We start from the raw sequence: 15,197 nt of genomic DNA, 5'->3' as shown, positions 1-15,197 counted from the left end.
GATCCCCGCATCCACGCCGTGCGCCGCGATGTCGCGGATGTGGCGCTGGCCGATCATGTCTTTGCCCCCCATTATGCGCTGCCGCTCGACCATGGCTGCCGCGAGCCGCGCGTGACGATGCGCGCCGCGCCCGGCAGCGACGCCGCGGCGGTGTCCGAGCTTTTGCTGGGCGAGCGGTTCGCCGTGGTGGATGCGGGCGGCGATTGGATGTGGGGCTTCAGCCGCCACGATCATTATGTCGGCTATGTGCCGGCCGCCGCGCTCGGCGCGGTGATCGAGCCGACGCATCGCGTCACCGCGCTCGCCGCCTTGCTGTTCGCGGCGGCGGACATCAAGAGCCCGGTGCGCGCCCGCCTGCCGATCGGCGCCCAGCTCGCGGGGGTCGAGGAAGGCGATTTCCTCCGCGTCGATCAGGGCTTCGTCCACCGCCGCCATGTCGCGCCGATCGATCGGGTCGAGACCGATCCGGTCGCGGTGGCGCTGCGGCTGGTCGGCACGCCCTATCGCTGGGGCGGGCGCTCTGGCGACGGGATCGACTGTTCGGGCCTGGTCCAGCTCGCCTTCGCCGCCTGCGGCCAGGCGGTGCCGCGCGACAGCGATCAGCAGCGCGCCGCGATCGGCCGCGCGCTGGAGGCGGACGAGCCGGCGGCGCGGGGCGATCTGATCTTCTTCCCCGGCCATGTCGGCCTGATGGCGGACCCGGATCATATGGTCCACGCCAACGCCCATTGGATGGCGACGCTGTGCGAACCGCTCGCCGATATCTGCGCACGGCTCCCCGCCGGCGCGTCCATCATCGCCAGGAGACGCCCGACATGGTGAAGGTCTTTGTCGACGGCAGCGTCGGCACCACCGGTCTCGAGATCGTCGAGCGCCTCTCCGGCCGCCCGGACATAACGCTGCACCTGCTCGACGAGGCGCGGCGCAAGGATGCCGCCGCGCGCGCCGATGCGCTGGCCGAAGCCGACATCGCCATTCTCTGCCTGCCCGACGAGGCGGCGCGCGAGGCGGTGGCGCTGGCCGAGACGCTGCCGGTGCGCTTCATCGACGCCTCCACCGCGCATCGCGTCGATCCGGACTGGACCTACGGCTTTCCGGAACTCGCGCCCGGCCATGCGGCGCGGATCGCGGGGGCGCGGCGCGTCTCCAATCCCGGCTGCTACCCCACCGGCTTCCTCGCGCTGGTCGCGCCGCTGGTACGCGAGGGGCTGCTGCCCGCCGGCGCGCCGCTCACCGTCCACGCCACCTCGGGCTATTCGGGCGGCGGCAAGGCGATGATCGCGGCCTTCGAGGAGGCCGGCGTCGCCGATGCGACCGATACCGCCTTCCACACCTACGGCCTGTCGCTCAGCCACAAGCATGTGCCCGAGATGCAGCGCCATGCCGGCCTCACGCTCGCGCCGATCTTCGCGCCGGCGGTGGCGCGCACCTATCGCGGCATGATCGTGGAGGTGCCGCTCCACCTCGCCTTGTGCAGCGCCGATGCCACGCCCGCGCGCATCCAGGCCGCGCTGGAGGCCGCCTATGCCGGCTCGCCGGTGGTGGAGGTGGCGCGCGATCAGGCGCTCGATCGCGCCGCGCTGCGGATCGAGCATGTCGCCGGCACCGATCGGCTGGCGCTGTTCGTCTTTTCCAATCCGGCGGCGGGCCATGTCCGGCTGGTCGCCGCGCTCGACAATCTCGGCAAGGGCGCCGGCGGGGCCGCCGTGCAGAATCTCAATCTCATGGCCGGCCTGCCCGAGACCGCCGGGCTGCGCCTCTGATCCCGGATCAGACGAGCGCCACCGCCGGTCCCAGCGTCGCCGCCACCGCCTCGATCGGCCGCGCGATGCCGCGCGTGAGCGCGCGCGGCACCACGACACGGAAGCCGCGCGCGATCAGCCCTTCAATCGCCCAGCGGACGCAATAATCGGCGGCGACGCCGATCACCGTCACCGTGTCGATGCCCTGCGCGCGGAGCGCCGCGAAAAAGGCTTCGCGTTCGATCGCAGGCGCCGCCGCATCGCGCGCATCCTCGATCCGCACAAGGGGCTCGGCCCACATCGCGAACACCGACTTCTCCAGCCGCCAGACGGGGATGGCGGGATCGATCCCGTCCACCGCCAGCATGTTCGCCCAGCCCGGCGTGTCCTTCAGGCAATGCGGCGGGAATTCGGCGGCCTCGGGCGAGGCGGCATAGGCCTCTGGGTCATGCGTATCGAAGGTGAAGAGGATGCCGGCGGTATCGGCGGGCGTGCGCGCGGCGAGCCAGTCGCGCATCGGCGCCACCAGCGCCTCCGCGCCCGGCACGGCCAGCGCGCCATCGGCCGCCATGAAGTCGCGCTGGGTATCGACGACCACGATAAAGGACCGCATCCGCTTCTCCTTGCTTGACACATAGGCGCGGCTGCTGTGCTGCACCAGCATGGCCGTGACCGATATCGCGACGCGCACCTACGATCATAGCTGGCGGCTGGACCCGATCGTCCGCAGCCTGCTCGATACCGATTTCTACAAGCTGCTGATGCTGCAGATGATCCGCCACCAGCATCCCGATCTGCCCGTCACCTTCTCGCTGATGAACCGCAGCCGCGCCGTGCGGCTGGCCGATTGCATCGACGAAGCCGAGCTTCGCGCCCAGCTCGATCACGCGCGCAGCCTGCGCTTCACCAAGAAGGAGTTGATCTGGCTGGCCGGCAACAGCTTCTATGGGCAGGCGCGGATGTTCGCGCCCGATTTCCTCGCCTGGCTCGCCGAATTCCGTCTGCCCGATTATGATCTGCGTCGCGTCGACGGCCAGTATGAGCTGCATTTCCACGGCCCCTGGACCCATAGCAGCATGTGGGAGATCCCGGCGCTCTCGATCATCAACGAGCTGCGCGCGCGCGCCGCGACGCGCGATCGCGGCCGCTTCGCGCTCGACGTGCTCTATGCCCGCGCCAAGGCCAAGCTGTGGGAGAAGGTGGAGCGGCTGCGCCAGCTGCCCGATCTCCGCCTCACCGATTTCGGCACGCGCAGGCGCCACGGCTTTCTCTGGCAGCGCTGGTGCGTGGAGGCGTGCAAGGAAGGGCTGGGCGAGCGCTTCATCGGCACCTCCAACGTGCTGCTCGCGATGGACGCGGATCTGGAGGCGATCGGCACCAATGCGCATGAGCTGCCGATGGTCGAGGCGGCGCTCGCCGAGGATGATGCCGCGCTGGCCGGGGCGCCCTATCGCGTCTTGCGCCAGTGGCAGGCCCATTATGGCGGCAATCTGCTGATCGCGCTGCCCGATGCCTTCGGCACCACCGCCTTTCTGGAGCATGCGCCGGATTGGGTGGCCGATTGGACGGGGTTCCGCCCCGACAGCCTGCCGCCGATCGCGGCGGGCGAGCAGATCATCGCCTGGTGGCAGGCGCGGGGCCGCGATCCGCGCACCAAGCTGCTGATCTTCTCCGATGGCATGGACGTCGATTCGATCGAGGCCTGCTATCGCCACTTCGCCGGGCGGGTGCGGCTGAGCTTCGGCTGGGGCACCAACCTCACCAATGATTTCCGCGGCTGCGATCCCGAAGGCGGCCATGCGCTGGATCCGATCTCGCTGGTCTGCAAGGTCACCGAGGTGGACGGACGGCCGGCGGTGAAGCTCTCCGACAATCCGGAAAAGGCGACCGGCGATCCCGAGGCCATCGCCCGCTATTTGCGGGTGTTCGGCGCGCGCGGCCACCAGCGCGCCGCGGTGGAGGTCTGACATGACGGCGCCGCTCCCGCCGATCCGGCCCGCCCGTCCCGAGGACGAGGCCGCGATCGTGGCGCTGTGGCAGGCCTGCGGGCTCACCACCGCCTATAATGATCCGCTGCGCGACCTGCGCTTCGCCATGGCGGGGCCGGCCTCCTGCGTGCTGGTGGCGGCGGACGCGGCGCCGATCGGCACCGTGATGGTCGGCCATGACGGGCATCGCGGCTGGCTCTATTATGTCGCGACCGCGCCGGCCTGGCGCCGCCGGGGCCTGGGCCGCGCGCTCATCGCCGCGGGCGAGGCATGGCTGGCGGCCCAGGGCGTTCCCAAGGTGCAGCTGATGATCCGGCCAAACAATGCGGCGGTCGCCGGCTTCTACGCCGCGCTCGGCTATGAGGACACGCCGCGCCGGATCATGGCGCGCTGGCTCGCCCCGGCTGGCGAGCCCCAGGGCTCGGACGAGGCCGCCCCTCACGCCTCGAACCCATAGTCGAACCGGTAACGATGCACGCCCGCCTCGAGGCGGATGGTCATCGTGCCGGCAAGGCCCGCCAGCGCGCCCGTCGCCGAACCCGGCACCACCTGAACGGCCAGGCTCTGCGCCCCGTGCGACCGCGTGCCGCTGTGCTGGAGCACGAAGCCGCCGCGCCGCCCGCCCAGCGTCGCGGTGACACGTTCGAGCGCGACATAGCCGCCGCTGCCGGCCGCCGCGTCGATCACGCTCAGCATCTCGCCCTGGCTCCCGCCCGCCAGATCGCCCGTGTAGATCTTGCTGATCGCCGCCCGCTCCAGCCCGCCCACGGCCTCGGCGAGCGGCGTGCGCTGCACGTCGAACGCGCCTTCCGCCCGCGCCGGGGCGGCGCCCTCGGCCTTCATTCTTCCACCCAGGCGGCCAGGACGTTGCCGGCGGGATCGCGGAAGTGGAAGCGCCGGCCGCCGGGGAAGGAGAAGGCCGGGCGCACGATCGCCCCGCCCGCCGCCACCACCGCCGCTTCGGCCGCGGCGAGATCGGCCACCGCGATCACCGGCAGCGGCGCCGCGCCGCCCGCGCCATCCAGCCCGAGATCGACATCGCCGCTGACGGTGGCGGCATAGTCCGGCCCGAACGCCTGCATCCGCCACCCAAACACGGCTTCGTAAAAGGCCCGCGCGGCGGCGACATCGCCCGCCCCCAGCTCGACATAGTTGATCCGCGCCACGCTGATTCCCCCCTCGGCCCTGTTGCCAGTTTGTTCTCATATCGGGGCGCGTTTGTCAAGGCCGTGCGTGACGTCCGTGTTCCTGCTATGTTCGCGCTTACCGGGCGGGAGAAGGAGCAAGCCATGTCCGCGATTTCGGGCCGAGGGGCCACCGTCAACCAGGGCAGCGCCCGCTTCGCCCTCCCCGCGCGCGAGGCGGATGGCGATTGGCTGGACGCGCGCGACTCGCTGGACGGCGCGGCGCCGCCGCTGCGCACCAGCGTCACGCCGGAGCGGGCGCGCACCATCATCAGCCGCAACCAGTCGCCCGACATCGGCTTCGATCGCTCGATCAATCCCTATCGCGGCTGCGAGCATGGCTGCATCTATTGCTTCGCGCGCCCGACCCACGCCTTTCACGATCTCTCGCCCGGCCTCGATTTCGAGACGCGCCTCTTCGCCAAGCCCGAGGCCGCGACGCTGCTGCGGCGCGAGCTGGCGGCGCCCGGCTATGTCTGCAAGCCGATCGCCTTCGGGACCAACACCGATCCCTATCAGCCGATCGAGCGCGACCATCGGCTGACCCGCGCCTGTCTCGAACTGCTCGCCGAGACGGGGCATCCCGTCACCATCACCACCAAGTCCGATCGGGTGCTGCGCGATCTCGATCTGCTCCACGCCATGGCGCGGCAGGAGCTGGTGTCGGTCTGCCTGTCGATCACCTCGCTCGATCCCCGCACCGCGCGCACGCTCGAGCCGCGCGCGCCGCATCCGGCGCGGCGGCTCGCGGCGGTGCGGCGGCTGGCCGAGGCCGGCGTGCCGGTGCAGGTGTCGATCGCGCCGATCGTGCCCCAGATCACCGATCACGAGATCGAGGCGCTGGTCGCGGCGGCGGCGGCGGCGGGCGCGCGCGGCATCGGCTTCATCCCCGTCCGCCTGCCGCACGAGGTCGCGCCGCTGTTCCGCGCCTGGCTCGATGCGCATTATCCCGATCGCGCCGCCAAGGTGATGGCGGTGATCCAGGCGATGCGCGGCGGGCGCGACAATGATCCCGGCTTCCACAGCCGGATGCGCGGCCAGGGGCCGTGGGCGGCGCTGATCGCGCAGCGCGTGACGGTGGCGGCGCGGCGGCACGGCCTCGGCCGCGAGCGGATCATGCTCCGCACCGATCGCTTCCGGCCGCCGCTGCTGCCCGGCACGCAAATGTCGCTGTTCTGAGCGGCGCGGCGGCGCTAGCGCGGCGGCCATGTCCGACACGCGCCTGTTCGAAACGCCGCCCGGCGTCCGCCTGATCGATCTCGCCGCGCTCCCGGCCGGCGCGGCGCGCGGCTTCGTGCTGCAGATGCGCGCGGGCCGCTTCCACGGCTTTGTCGTCCGCACCGCGCAGGGCGTGCAGGGCTATGTCGATCGCTGCCCCCATGCCGGGCTTCCGCTGGTGCGCACGCTGGATGCCTATCTCACCCCGGATGGCACGCTGATCCAATGCGCCTGGCACGCCGCGCTGTTCCGCATCGAGGACGGGCTGTGCGTCGGCGGGCCCTGCACGGGGCAGCGCCTCACCCCCTGGCCGGTGCGGATCGCGGGCGACGCGGTCCTTACCGCCTGAGCCACGCCGCCAGCGTCTCGGCGCTGCTGGGGCGGGTGTCCGCGCCCATCGTCTTCTCCATGACGCCGAGCGCCCAGTCGCGATGCGGCGCCTCCTCGCTCGCCACCACGTCGCGCGGCACCCAGAGATCATAGTGCCGCATATGCGCATCGGCGGCGGTGAACAGCACGCAGATATCGGCGGCGATCCCCGTGAGGATCAGGCGCGAGACATTGAGCCTCGGCAGCAGCACCGGCAGGTTGGTCGCGTAGAAGCCCGAAAATTGCGGCTTGATGACAAAATAATCCTCCGAGCGTGGCCGCAGCCGCGCCACCATGGCGCGGCCCCGGCTGTCGTCGCGCAGGCAATGCTCGACGATCCGCTCGCGATCGGAATGCCACTGGTCGAAATTGTCGTTCACATAGACGATCGGCACGTCCGCCGCGCGCGCCGCCTCGACGAGCGTCTCGAGCGGCGCCAGTATCGCCGCGACCGTCTCCGCCAGCGCCGCGCCGCCCTCGAAGGCGAGATCGTTGATCATGTCGATGATCAGCAGCGCCGTCGCCGATGTCCGTTCCTCCTCGCCCATGCCATGCTCCCTATTGTCGCACGGGCATAGCGGACGCGCGCGGCGCCGCCGCTGATCCAGGCTAGCGGCTCAGGCCGACATGCGGCAATCGAGGGGCAGCCGGATCTGGCAGGCCAGCCCCTCGCGGCGGTAATCGAGCGAGGTGGTGCCCGAAAGCTCGTAGGCGATCGCGTTTTCGAGCAGCTCGGTGCCGAAGCCGCGCCGCCCGGCGGCGACCAGCGGCACGTCGCATTGCTCGCGCCACGCGATCAGGATGCCCGGCGCGCCGCCCTGGCGATCCAGCGACCAGCCGATCGCGATCCGCCCGGCAGCCGCCGCCAGCGCCCCGAACTTGACGGCGTTGGTGGCAAGCTCGTGCACCGCGAGCCCGATCAGCTCGGCCGGCTTGGCCTTGAGCCGGATCTCGGGCCCGGAAAGCTCGATGGTGCCGATCGGCAGGCTGCCCACGGTCGACAGTTCGTCGGTGATGAGCGAGCCCAGATCCACGCCCAGCCCCGGCGCGCGCACCAGCGCCGCCTGCACCCGCCCCAGCGCGGCCAGCCGCCCATCGAGATGCTGCTGATAATCCTCCACCGTCTCGACGCTCTCGGCCGAGCGGCGCGCGATCGAGCGGACGATGGCGAGCGTGTTGCGCACGCGGTGCTGCAATTCCTGCCGCGCGGCGAGCAGATCCGCCGCCAGCACCGCCTCGCGACGGCGGGCCGCCGCCAGCGCGACGCGCAGCGCGTGGAGTTCGCTCTCCTCGTCGATCATGCCGCGCCCAGCGCCACCACCTGCCCTGGCGGACGGCGCGCGCCCAGCGACTGGAGATAGGCATCCGAGAAGAGCGAGACCTGCTTGAGCTGATCGAGGTCCGGGATCTCGAGAATGCGGCCCTTGAGCACGATCAGCCCGCGGGCGCGCATCTCCTGGAGGGTGCGGTTGACATGCACCGGCGTGATCCCGGTCGCATCGGCCATTTCGGTCTGCGTCATCGGCATGTCGCAGGCATTGCCATTGGTGAGGCCGACCATCGACAGCCGGATATGGATCTCGCACAGCAGATGGCCCAGCCGCTCGAAGGCGGTGCGCTGGCCGAGGCTGAGCAGCCATTCGCGCTGGATCGCGGCCCCCATCAGCGTGTAGCGGCGCAGCGCCCGCGCGATCGCCCCGCTGCCGCGAAGCACCTGATCCAGCCGTTCGTGCGGAATCTCGACCAGACGCAGATCGGTGAGCGCCGCGATCGAATGGTCCAGCTCGTGGAGCACCGTCATGTGGAGATCGAAGAGATCGCCCGGCAGCAACAGGCCGACGATCTGGCGCCGGCCATCGTCCAGCATCTTGTAGCGCGCCGCCCACCCCGAGAGCAGCAGGCGCAGATCACCAGGCGCATCGCCCTCGCGCACGATATCGGCGCGGGCCGGCGTGCGCCGCACGCGCTGCGACGGATCGACCGCCAGCATCCGCCGTTCGGCTTCGCTGAGCGGCGCGAGCGCCGCGAGGCGACGCGCCAGGATATCGCCTCCGGGCTGCATCGCATGATGATAGGCGCGTCCCCGTCAAAACTAAACTTACTTATGTTGTTTGGAGCAAAATTTGAGGCATTACGAGGGCGGCAAGGGTCTTTGTGAGGGGTCGCGTGATGGTTTCGGAGGGAACTGCGTCGGGAACGCGGGTTCTTGTTGTAGAAAACGAGTATTTTCTGGCTGCCGATTTGGCCTCGATGATCGACGATTGCGGCGCGATCGTCGTGGGACCGGTTGGCACCATGGAGCAGGCGCGCGCGCTGGTGGCCGAGAAGATGGTGGATTGCGCGGTAGTGGACATTAATTTGATGGACGGTCCGGATTTCCGGCTCGCCCATTATCTCAGGGATGCGGGCATCCCCTTTGTCTTCGCCACGGGCTATGACAACACGATCATCGCCGACGACTTCGCCGATGTGCCGCTTTACCAGAAGCCGGTCGATTCCAAATCGATGGTGCAGGCGCTTCTCGATCTTCACGCCGATCGAGGTCCGCGAGACCGCTCCGGGGACTGAAAGATGATCTGCGTTATGACTGTCGCGCGAGCCGTGCCGACTTCGCGATGAAAGGAAAAAAACTCCGCTGATCGGACGGCGGTGCCGGGCGTTTCTTGTTCCACGCAGGAAAGGAGCGCCACTCATGAGCGATACCATCGCCACGCCGCGCGGCGACGACGCGCCGGCCGCGGCCGCGAAATCGAGCGCCGGCCGCGACGCCGCCACCGAGGCGCTGATCGAAGCCAAGGGCGACCATCTCGTCGGCCGCTCGGTAACGATCGCGCGCCCCGCCGCCGAACTTTACGCCGCCTGGCGCGATTTCGCGCGGCTCGCCGATTTCCTCGAGAATGTCGAGCGCATCGACGTGCTGGACGACACCCGTTCGCACTGGGTGGTCAAGGCGCCCGGCGGCGGGTCGGTCGAATGGGACGCGCGCATCACCGAGGATGTGCCGGACCGGCTGATCGCCTGGACGAGCGAACCCGGCGCGGACGTGCCGAACAGCGGCCGCATCACCTTCGCCGATGCCGGCAAGCGCGGCACGGTGGTGACCGCCGAGATCCTCTACGATCCGCCGGCCGGGATGGTCGGCAAGCTGATCGCCAAGATCTTCCAGCGCGAGCCCGCCATTCAGGCGCGCCGCGATCTCCGCCGCTTCAAGCAGCTGATGGAAACCGGCGAGATCGCCACCAACGCCATGAACAAGACCCAGCTTGAAGAGGAGGGACGCTGATGCGCGCGCTGACCTGGCACGGCAAACATGATGTCCGCGTCGATACCGTGGACGATCCCGAAATCGTCAATCCGCGCGATGCCATCATCAAGATCACCTCGACAGCGATCTGCGGCTCCGATCTTCACCTCTACGATGGCTATATCCCCACCATGCAGGCGGGCGATATTCTCGGCCACGAATTCATGGGCGAGGTGGTCGAGACCGGCGCGCAATCCACGCTCAAGAAGGGCCAGCGCGTGGTGGTGCCCTTCACCATCGCCTGCGGCAGCTGCTACCATTGCGGCAAGCACCAATTCTCCGCCTGCCCCAACGGGCTTCCGGCGGACAATCAGGATATCGCGCAGACGCTCTACGGCCAGGAGATGTCGGGCCTGTTCGGCTATAGCCACATGACCGGCGGCTATGCCGGCGGCCAGGCCGAATATGTGCGCGTGCCCTTCTCCGATGTCGGCCCTATCGTCATCCCCGACGGGATCGACGACGACAAGGTGTTGTTCCTCTCCGATATCCTTCCCACCGGATGGCAGGCGGCGGACCAGGCCGATATCGAGCCCGGCGACACGGTGGCGGTTTGGGGCTGCGGCCCGGTCGGCCTGTTCGCGGTGCAATCGGCCTTTCTCATGGGCGCCGAGCGGGTGATCGCGATCGATCATTTCCCGCGCCGCCTCGAACTCGCCGCCAAGTTCGGCGCCGAAACGATCAATTTCGAGGAGAGCGCGGTCTATGAGGCGCTGATGGAGATGACGGGCGGGATCGGCCCCGATGTCTGCATCGACGCGGTCGGGCTCGAGGCGCACGGCCTGTTCGTCGACAATGTGGTGGACCAGATCAAGGCCTCGACCTTCCTCGCCACCGATCGCCCGCACTCGATCCGCCAGGCGATCCTCGCCTGCCGCAAGGGCGGCCGCGTGTCCATGCCCGCCGTCTATGGCGGCTTCGTCGACAAGTTCCCGCTGGGCGCCTTCATGGAGAAGGGCCTCACGCTGCGCACCGGCCAGACCCATGTGCAGCACTATATGCCGGGGCTGCTCACCGCGATCCTCGAGGAGAAGATCGACACCACCTTCCTGATCTCGCACCGGATGCCGCTCGAACAGGCGGCCGAAGGCTATCGCATGTTCCATGACGAGCAGAACACGGTCACCAAGATCGTGCTCAAGCCCGGCATGGCCGCCTGAGGAGCATTTATGGCCCAGCTCGCCATCATCACCGGCGCCTCCACCGGCATCGGTTTCGAACTCGCCCATCTCGCGGCGGATGCCGGCTTTGATCTGGTGATCGCCGCCGACGAGCCGCTGATCGAGAGCGCGGCGGCCGATATCCGCGCCAAGGGCGTCAGCGTCACGTCGGTCGAGGCCGATCTGTCGACCATCGACGGGGTGGACCGGCTTCTCGCCGCCACCAACGGACGGCCGGTGGACCTGCTCTGCGCCAATGCCGGGCGCGGCCTCGGCCATGGCTTTCTCGAGCAGCCCGTGGCCGAGTGGCGCCGCGTCGTCGATACCAACATCGTCGGCACCCTGTATCTGCTGCAGCGCGTGCTCAAGGAGATGACGGCGCGCAATGCCGGGCGGGTGCTCGTCACCGGCTCGATCGCGGGCTTCATCCCCGGCAGCTTCCAGGCTGTGTACAACGGCACCAAGGCCTTTATCGACAGCTTCACCGACGCGCTGCGCGACGAGATCAAGGATAGCGACGGCGTCACCCTCACCAACCTGATGCCGGGACCGACGGACACCGAATTCTTCGACCGCGCCGAGATGGACGACACCTCGGTGGGCACGGCGCGCAAGGATGATCCCGCCAAGGTCGCGCGGGATGGGTGGGATGCGCTGATGGCGGGCAAGCCGCACATCGTGTCCGGCTGGAAGAACAAGCTCCAGGTCGCCGCCGCCCATGTCCTGCCCGCCTCGCTGCTCGCGCACGAGCATCGCGGCATGGCCGAGCCCGGCTCGGACCGCTGAGCGGCGCTTCCGGCGCGGTGCGCGCGCGGCTAGGGTCGCGCGCCATGCGCCCTGCTCGTCTGCTCCGGGCCGCGCCGATGCTCGTCGGCGCGCCCGCCCTTGCCCAATCGGGCGGCGATCCGCCGCCCATCATCGTCACCGGCGCCAGCCTCGCCCGGCCGCCGGGCGAAGCGGCCTATGACGTGGCCGTGATCGATCGCGACCGACTGACCGACGAGGCGAGCGGGCGGCTGGAGAATATCCTCCGCGACGTCGCCGGCTTCGCCCAATATCGCCGCTCGGATTCGCGCTCGGCGCAACCGACGAGCCAGGGCGCCACGCTGCGGGGGCTGGGCGGCAACGCCGCCAGCCGCGCGCTGGTCCTGCTCGACGGCGTACCGCTTAGCGATCCCTTTGGCGGCTGGATCAGCTTCGCGGCGATCGATCCCGAGCGATTGGGCCTGGTGCGGGTGACGCGCGGCGGCGGCGCCGGCGCCGCCGGGCCGGGCGCGCTCGCCGGCACCATCGAACTGAGCAGCGCCACGCCGCAACAGCTGGCGCCGGCCTGGCTGCGCGCCGGCTATGGCAGCCGCGCCTCGCGCGAGGCGGAGGCCGGCCTGTCCGGCGCGATGGCGGGCGGCTTCGCCTTCCTCACCGCCAGCTATGCCGCCGGCGACGGCTTCGTCCCGATCAGCCAGGCCACGCGCGGGCCGGCGGACATGGCGGCGCCCTATCGCCAGATCAGCGTGGCGGGCCGCGCGGTGCTGCCGATCGCCGCCGAGGTCGAGCTTCAGGCCTCGGGGCTGGTCTTCACCGACCGGCGCACGCGCGGCACCGCCTTCACCCCCAACCGCACCGAGGGCGAGGATGCCAGCCTCCGGCTCGTCGGCCGTGGCCGGTGGGGCTTTGAGGCGCTCGCCTATCTCCAGGCGCGCACCTTCGCGGCCGGGTTCGCCTCGCTCGATGATGGCCGCACCCGCGCCACCGCGACGCTGGATCAATATGGCGTGCCCTCGATGGGCAGCGGCGGCCGGCTGGAGATCCGCCCGCCGATCGCCGAGCGGCTGACGCTCCGGCTGGGCGCGGACGGGCGCTTCGTCTCCGGCGAGACCGACGAACTCTATTCCTATGTCGCGACCGTCCCCACCCGCCGCCGCGAGGCGGGCGGCCGCGCCGCCACGCTGGGCGGCTTCGCCGAGGCGAGCTGGGACGCGGCGGAGGGGCTCAGCCTCACCGCCGGCGGCCGCATCGATCACTGGCAATTGTCGCACGGCTTCCTCAACCAGCAGCAGCTCGCCACAGGCGCCACGCTCGATGCAAACCGCTTCGCCGATCGCGCCGGCTGGCGGCCGACCGGACGCGGCGGCGTGGCCTGGAAGCCCGCCGATGGCCCGGTGACGCTGCGCGCCGCGGCCTATCTCGGCTGGCGGCTGCCGACGCTCAACGAGCTGTACCGCCTCTACCGCGTCGGTGCCGACGCCATCGCCGCCAACCCGGCGCTCGCGCCCGAGCGGCTGAAGGGCGTGGATGGCGGGATCGATTATGATCCGCTGCCGACGCTGCACCTCGCCGCCACGCTCTTCGCCAACCGGCTGGGCGACGCGATCGCCAATGTCACGCTGGCGCCGGGCCCGGGCATTTTCCCGCAGGTCGGCAGCGTCTCCGCCGCCGGCCGCTACCAGATGCGGGAAAATCTCGACGCGATCGTCTCGCGCGGGGCGGAGCTGGATGCGCGGCTCGCGCTCGGCGCCTGGGCGCTGTCCGCTTCCTATGCCTTCACCGATGCGCGCGTCCATGCCAGCGGCGCCGCCCGCCCGCTGGACGGGCTGCGGCCCGCGCAGACGGCGCGTCACGCCGCCTCCGCCACGCTCGGCTGGCAGCGGCGCCAGGGCGTCGCCGCGAGCGCCACGCTGCGCTATGTCGGGCCGCAGTTCGAGGACGATCAGAACAGCCTGGTGCTGCGCGGCGCGGTCACGCTGGACGGCAGCCTGCGCCTGCCGCTGAGCCGCGCGGCGGCGGTGGAGCTGCGCGCCGAAAATCTCACCAACACGCTGGTAATGGCGGCGCTCTCGTCCGACGGCACGGTGGAGCGGGCGACGCCCCGCACGATATGGATCAGTTTCCGCTACGGAAACCCGCGTGGCGGGTGAGATTGGCGGCGGCCCATGCTATCGGGCAGGCTTCTTCTGATCCGACTCAAAACGGAGCCCCTATGCCCGATATCGTCATTACCGCTGCCAAGCGCACGCCGGTCGGCAGCTTTCTCGGCAGCTTCGCGACCACGCCGGCCCATGAACTGGGCCGTGTCGCGATCGAGGCCGCGCTGGCGGCGAGCGGTGTCGCGGGCGAGGAGGTGTCCGAAGTCATCCTCGGCCAGGTGCTGACGGCGGCGCAGGGCCAGAACCCGGCGCGGCAGGCGGCGATGGCGGCGGGCGTGCCCAAGGAAGTGCCCGCGTGGAGCGTGAACCAGGTGTGCGGCTCGGGCCTGCGCGCGGTGGCGCTGGCGGCGCAGTCGATCGCCAATGGCGATGCCGCGATCATGGTCGCCGGCGGACAGGAGAGCATGTCGCTCGCGCCGCACGCCCAGGCGATGCGCGCCGGCACCAAGATGGGCACGCTGAGCCTCGTCGACACCATGATCGTCGACGGCCTCACCGATGCCTTCAACGCCTATCACATGGGCATCACCGCCGAGAATCTGGCCGAGAAATACCAGATCGGCCGCGAGGCGCAGGACGGCTTCGCCGTGACCAGCCAGAACCGGGCCGAGCAGGCGCGCGCCGCCGGCCGCTTCGTGGACGAGATCGCGCCCGTCACCATCAAGGGCCGCAAGGGCGACACGACCGTCGATGCGGACGAATATATCCGCACCGGCGCCACGATCGAGGCGATGGCGGGCCTGCGCCCGGCCTTCAAGAAGGACGGATCGGTCACGGCCGCCAACGCCTCCGGCCTCAATGACGGCGCCGCCGCGCTGGTGCTGATGACCGCCGAGGAGGCCGCCCGCCGCAACGCGCCGGTGCTGGCGCGGGTGGCGAGCTGGGCCTCGGCCGGGGTCGATCCCGCGCTGATGGGAATCGGCCCGGTGCCGGCCAGCCGCCGCGCGCTGGAAAAGGCCGGCTGGACCGTGGGCGAACTCGATTTGATCGAGGCCAACGAGGCCTTCGCGGCCCAGGCGATCGCGGTCTGCCAGGAACTGGGCTTCGATCCGGAGAAGACCAACGTCAATGGCGGCGCCATCGCCATCGGCCATCCGATCGGCGCCTCGGGCGCTCGGGTGCTCACCACGCTGCTCCACGAAATGGGCCGGCGCGACGCCAAGAAGGGCCTCGCCACGCTCTGCATCGGCGGCGGCATGGGCATCGCGCTCTGCGTCGAGCGCTGACCCGCTGAGCGGGACCGGTCGCGCGCGGCCGGTCCCTCGCGGCGCGAGGCCGCAGCTATTCGATCGGCATGCGCCGGGCGCG

Annotated in this window: 18 protein-coding genes; 12 read left to right on the top strand and 6 right to left on the bottom strand. The window is 70.3% G+C overall.

Going from position 1 to position 15,197, the window contains the following annotated elements; genetic code table 11:
• Positions 1 to 18 precede the first annotated feature (18 nt).
• Both LHA26_RS12370 and argC read left to right on the top strand, forming a co-directional pair.
• Entirely contained in the window at positions 19 to 822 is an 804-nt protein-coding gene (locus LHA26_RS12370; protein ID WP_252165908.1) for a C40 family peptidase, read from the top strand.
• Positions 816 to 1,763, top strand: a complete 948-nt coding sequence (gene argC / locus LHA26_RS12365) for an N-acetyl-gamma-glutamyl-phosphate reductase (RefSeq protein ID WP_252165907.1) — start codon at positions 816 to 818, stop codon at positions 1,761 to 1,763. Before LHA26_RS12370 ends, argC begins: the two co-directional genes overlap by 7 nt.
• A 7-nt stretch (positions 1,764 to 1,770) precedes the next feature.
• Here argC and LHA26_RS12360 read toward each other — a convergent pair whose 3' ends face one another.
• Positions 1,771 to 2,355: a cysteine hydrolase family protein gene (locus LHA26_RS12360; RefSeq protein WP_252165906.1), complete on the bottom strand. Its 585-nt coding sequence runs from the start codon at positions 2,353 to 2,355 to the stop codon at positions 1,771 to 1,773.
• A 49-nt stretch (positions 2,356 to 2,404) separates the two neighbouring features.
• Here LHA26_RS12360 and pncB point away from each other — a divergent pair, with 49 nt between their 5' ends.
• Together pncB and LHA26_RS12350 are read left to right on the top strand one after the other, a co-directional pair.
• Positions 2,405 to 3,709 carry a nicotinate phosphoribosyltransferase gene (gene pncB / locus LHA26_RS12355; protein ID WP_252165905.1) on the top strand — a complete coding sequence of 435 codons (1,305 nt, stop codon included), beginning with the start codon at positions 2,405 to 2,407 and terminating at the stop codon, positions 3,707 to 3,709.
• Position 3,710: 1 nt separating this feature from the next.
• Complete coding sequence (locus tag LHA26_RS12350; protein ID WP_252165904.1) at positions 3,711 to 4,187, top strand: GNAT family acetyltransferase; 477 nt, start codon at positions 3,711 to 3,713, stop codon at positions 4,185 to 4,187.
• On the opposite strand, the gene LHA26_RS12345 is transcribed toward LHA26_RS12350, so the two are convergent.
• Positions 4,169 to 4,573 carry a DUF3224 domain-containing protein gene (locus tag LHA26_RS12345; RefSeq protein WP_252165903.1) on the bottom strand — a complete coding sequence of 135 codons (405 nt, stop codon included), beginning with the start codon at positions 4,571 to 4,573 and terminating at the stop codon, positions 4,169 to 4,171. The genes LHA26_RS12350 and LHA26_RS12345 overlap by 19 nt on opposite strands.
• Complete coding sequence (locus LHA26_RS12340; protein WP_252165902.1) at positions 4,570 to 4,896, bottom strand: VOC family protein; 327 nt, start codon at positions 4,894 to 4,896, stop codon at positions 4,570 to 4,572. Before LHA26_RS12340 ends, LHA26_RS12345 begins: the two co-directional genes overlap by 4 nt.
• Before the next feature lie 123 nt (positions 4,897 to 5,019).
• On the opposite strand from LHA26_RS12340, the gene LHA26_RS12335 reads away from it, so the two are divergent.
• Positions 5,020 to 6,093, top strand: coding sequence for a PA0069 family radical SAM protein (locus LHA26_RS12335; RefSeq protein ID WP_252165901.1), 1,074 nt, complete (start codon positions 5,020 to 5,022; stop codon positions 6,091 to 6,093).
• Between the two features lie 28 nt (positions 6,094 to 6,121).
• On the top strand, positions 6,122 to 6,481 hold the full coding sequence (locus LHA26_RS12330) for a Rieske (2Fe-2S) protein (RefSeq protein ID WP_252165900.1): 360 nt from the start codon (positions 6,122 to 6,124) through the stop codon (positions 6,479 to 6,481).
• Here LHA26_RS12330 and LHA26_RS12325 read toward each other — a convergent pair.
• The 3 genes from LHA26_RS12325 to LHA26_RS12315 all read right to left on the bottom strand — a co-directional run bounded on the left by LHA26_RS12325 (position 6,471) and on the right by LHA26_RS12315 (position 8,563).
• Positions 6,471 to 7,049 (bottom strand): cysteine hydrolase family protein, encoded by a 579-nt coding sequence (locus tag LHA26_RS12325; RefSeq protein WP_252165899.1) that lies wholly within the window; start codon positions 7,047 to 7,049, stop codon positions 6,471 to 6,473. The genes LHA26_RS12330 and LHA26_RS12325 overlap by 11 nt on opposite strands.
• Before the next feature lie 69 nt (positions 7,050 to 7,118).
• On the bottom strand, positions 7,119 to 7,802 hold the full coding sequence (locus LHA26_RS12320; protein ID WP_252165898.1) for a sensor histidine kinase: 684 nt from the start codon (positions 7,800 to 7,802) through the stop codon (positions 7,119 to 7,121).
• Positions 7,799 to 8,563 (bottom strand): Crp/Fnr family transcriptional regulator, encoded by a 765-nt coding sequence (locus LHA26_RS12315; protein ID WP_252165897.1) that lies wholly within the window; start codon positions 8,561 to 8,563, stop codon positions 7,799 to 7,801. The genes LHA26_RS12320 and LHA26_RS12315 overlap by 4 nt, the downstream gene beginning before the upstream one ends.
• 107 nt (positions 8,564 to 8,670) lie before the next feature.
• On the opposite strand from LHA26_RS12315, the gene LHA26_RS12310 reads away from it, so the two are divergent.
• From LHA26_RS12310 to LHA26_RS12285, 6 genes are all read left to right on the top strand, one after another.
• Positions 8,671 to 9,069 (top strand): response regulator, encoded by a 399-nt coding sequence (locus LHA26_RS12310; protein WP_252165896.1) that lies wholly within the window; start codon positions 8,671 to 8,673, stop codon positions 9,067 to 9,069.
• A gap of 124 nt (positions 9,070 to 9,193) precedes the next feature.
• Positions 9,194 to 9,784 carry an SRPBCC family protein gene (locus LHA26_RS12305; protein WP_252165895.1) on the top strand — a complete coding sequence of 197 codons (591 nt, stop codon included), beginning with the start codon at positions 9,194 to 9,196 and terminating at the stop codon, positions 9,782 to 9,784.
• Entirely contained in the window at positions 9,784 to 10,965 is a 1,182-nt protein-coding gene (locus LHA26_RS12300) for a zinc-dependent alcohol dehydrogenase (protein WP_252165894.1), read from the top strand. Before LHA26_RS12305 ends, LHA26_RS12300 begins: the two co-directional genes overlap by 1 nt.
• Positions 10,966 to 10,974: 9 nt before the next feature.
• A complete protein-coding gene (locus LHA26_RS12295; RefSeq protein ID WP_252165893.1) occupies positions 10,975 to 11,751 on the top strand; it encodes an SDR family NAD(P)-dependent oxidoreductase in 777 nt (258 codons plus the stop codon).
• Positions 11,752 to 11,795: 44 nt separating this feature from the next.
• The gene (locus LHA26_RS12290) at positions 11,796 to 13,880 is read left to right on the top strand and encodes a TonB-dependent receptor (protein ID WP_252165892.1); all 2,085 of its coding nucleotides are present in this window, start codon (positions 11,796 to 11,798) and stop codon (positions 13,878 to 13,880) included.
• 62 nt (positions 13,881 to 13,942) lie between these two features.
• Positions 13,943 to 15,115 carry an acetyl-CoA C-acetyltransferase gene (locus LHA26_RS12285; protein ID WP_252165891.1) on the top strand — a complete coding sequence of 391 codons (1,173 nt, stop codon included), beginning with the start codon at positions 13,943 to 13,945 and terminating at the stop codon, positions 15,113 to 15,115.
• Positions 15,116 to 15,197: the final 82 nt, after the last annotated feature.

Source organism: Sphingomonas morindae (assembly GCF_023822065.1).
GTDB classification, from domain to species: domain Bacteria; phylum Pseudomonadota; class Alphaproteobacteria; order Sphingomonadales; family Sphingomonadaceae; genus Solisphingomonas; species Solisphingomonas morindae.
Note: the sequence above shows the minus strand (reverse complement) of the source record. Positions and strands in the feature narration are given on the sequence as shown.

Coding starts and splice junctions, on each gene's coding strand:
- argC (WP_252165907.1), top strand. CDS start 816: ATGGTGAAGGTCTTTGTCGACGGCAGCGTCGGCACCACCGGTCTCGAG.
- LHA26_RS12360 (WP_252165906.1), bottom strand. CDS start 2,355: ATGCGGTCCTTTATCGTGGTCGTCGATACCCAGCGCGACTTCATGGCG.
- pncB (WP_252165905.1), top strand. CDS start 2,405: ATGGCCGTGACCGATATCGCGACGCGCACCTACGATCATAGCTGGCGG.
- LHA26_RS12350 (WP_252165904.1), top strand. CDS start 3,711: ATGACGGCGCCGCTCCCGCCGATCCGGCCCGCCCGTCCCGAGGACGAG.
- LHA26_RS12345 (WP_252165903.1), bottom strand. CDS start 4,573: ATGAAGGCCGAGGGCGCCGCCCCGGCGCGGGCGGAAGGCGCGTTCGAC.
- LHA26_RS12335 (WP_252165901.1), top strand. CDS start 5,020: ATGTCCGCGATTTCGGGCCGAGGGGCCACCGTCAACCAGGGCAGCGCC.
- LHA26_RS12330 (WP_252165900.1), top strand. CDS start 6,122: ATGTCCGACACGCGCCTGTTCGAAACGCCGCCCGGCGTCCGCCTGATC.
- LHA26_RS12325 (WP_252165899.1), bottom strand. CDS start 7,049: ATGGGCGAGGAGGAACGGACATCGGCGACGGCGCTGCTGATCATCGAC.
- LHA26_RS12320 (WP_252165898.1), bottom strand. CDS start 7,802: ATGATCGACGAGGAGAGCGAACTCCACGCGCTGCGCGTCGCGCTGGCG.
- LHA26_RS12315 (WP_252165897.1), bottom strand. CDS start 8,563: ATGCAGCCCGGAGGCGATATCCTGGCGCGTCGCCTCGCGGCGCTCGCG.
- LHA26_RS12310 (WP_252165896.1), top strand. CDS start 8,671: ATGGTTTCGGAGGGAACTGCGTCGGGAACGCGGGTTCTTGTTGTAGAA.
- LHA26_RS12305 (WP_252165895.1), top strand. CDS start 9,194: ATGAGCGATACCATCGCCACGCCGCGCGGCGACGACGCGCCGGCCGCG.
- LHA26_RS12300 (WP_252165894.1), top strand. CDS start 9,784: ATGCGCGCGCTGACCTGGCACGGCAAACATGATGTCCGCGTCGATACC.
- LHA26_RS12295 (WP_252165893.1), top strand. CDS start 10,975: ATGGCCCAGCTCGCCATCATCACCGGCGCCTCCACCGGCATCGGTTTC.
- LHA26_RS12290 (WP_252165892.1), top strand. CDS start 11,796: ATGCGCCCTGCTCGTCTGCTCCGGGCCGCGCCGATGCTCGTCGGCGCG.
- LHA26_RS12285 (WP_252165891.1), top strand. CDS start 13,943: ATGCCCGATATCGTCATTACCGCTGCCAAGCGCACGCCGGTCGGCAGC.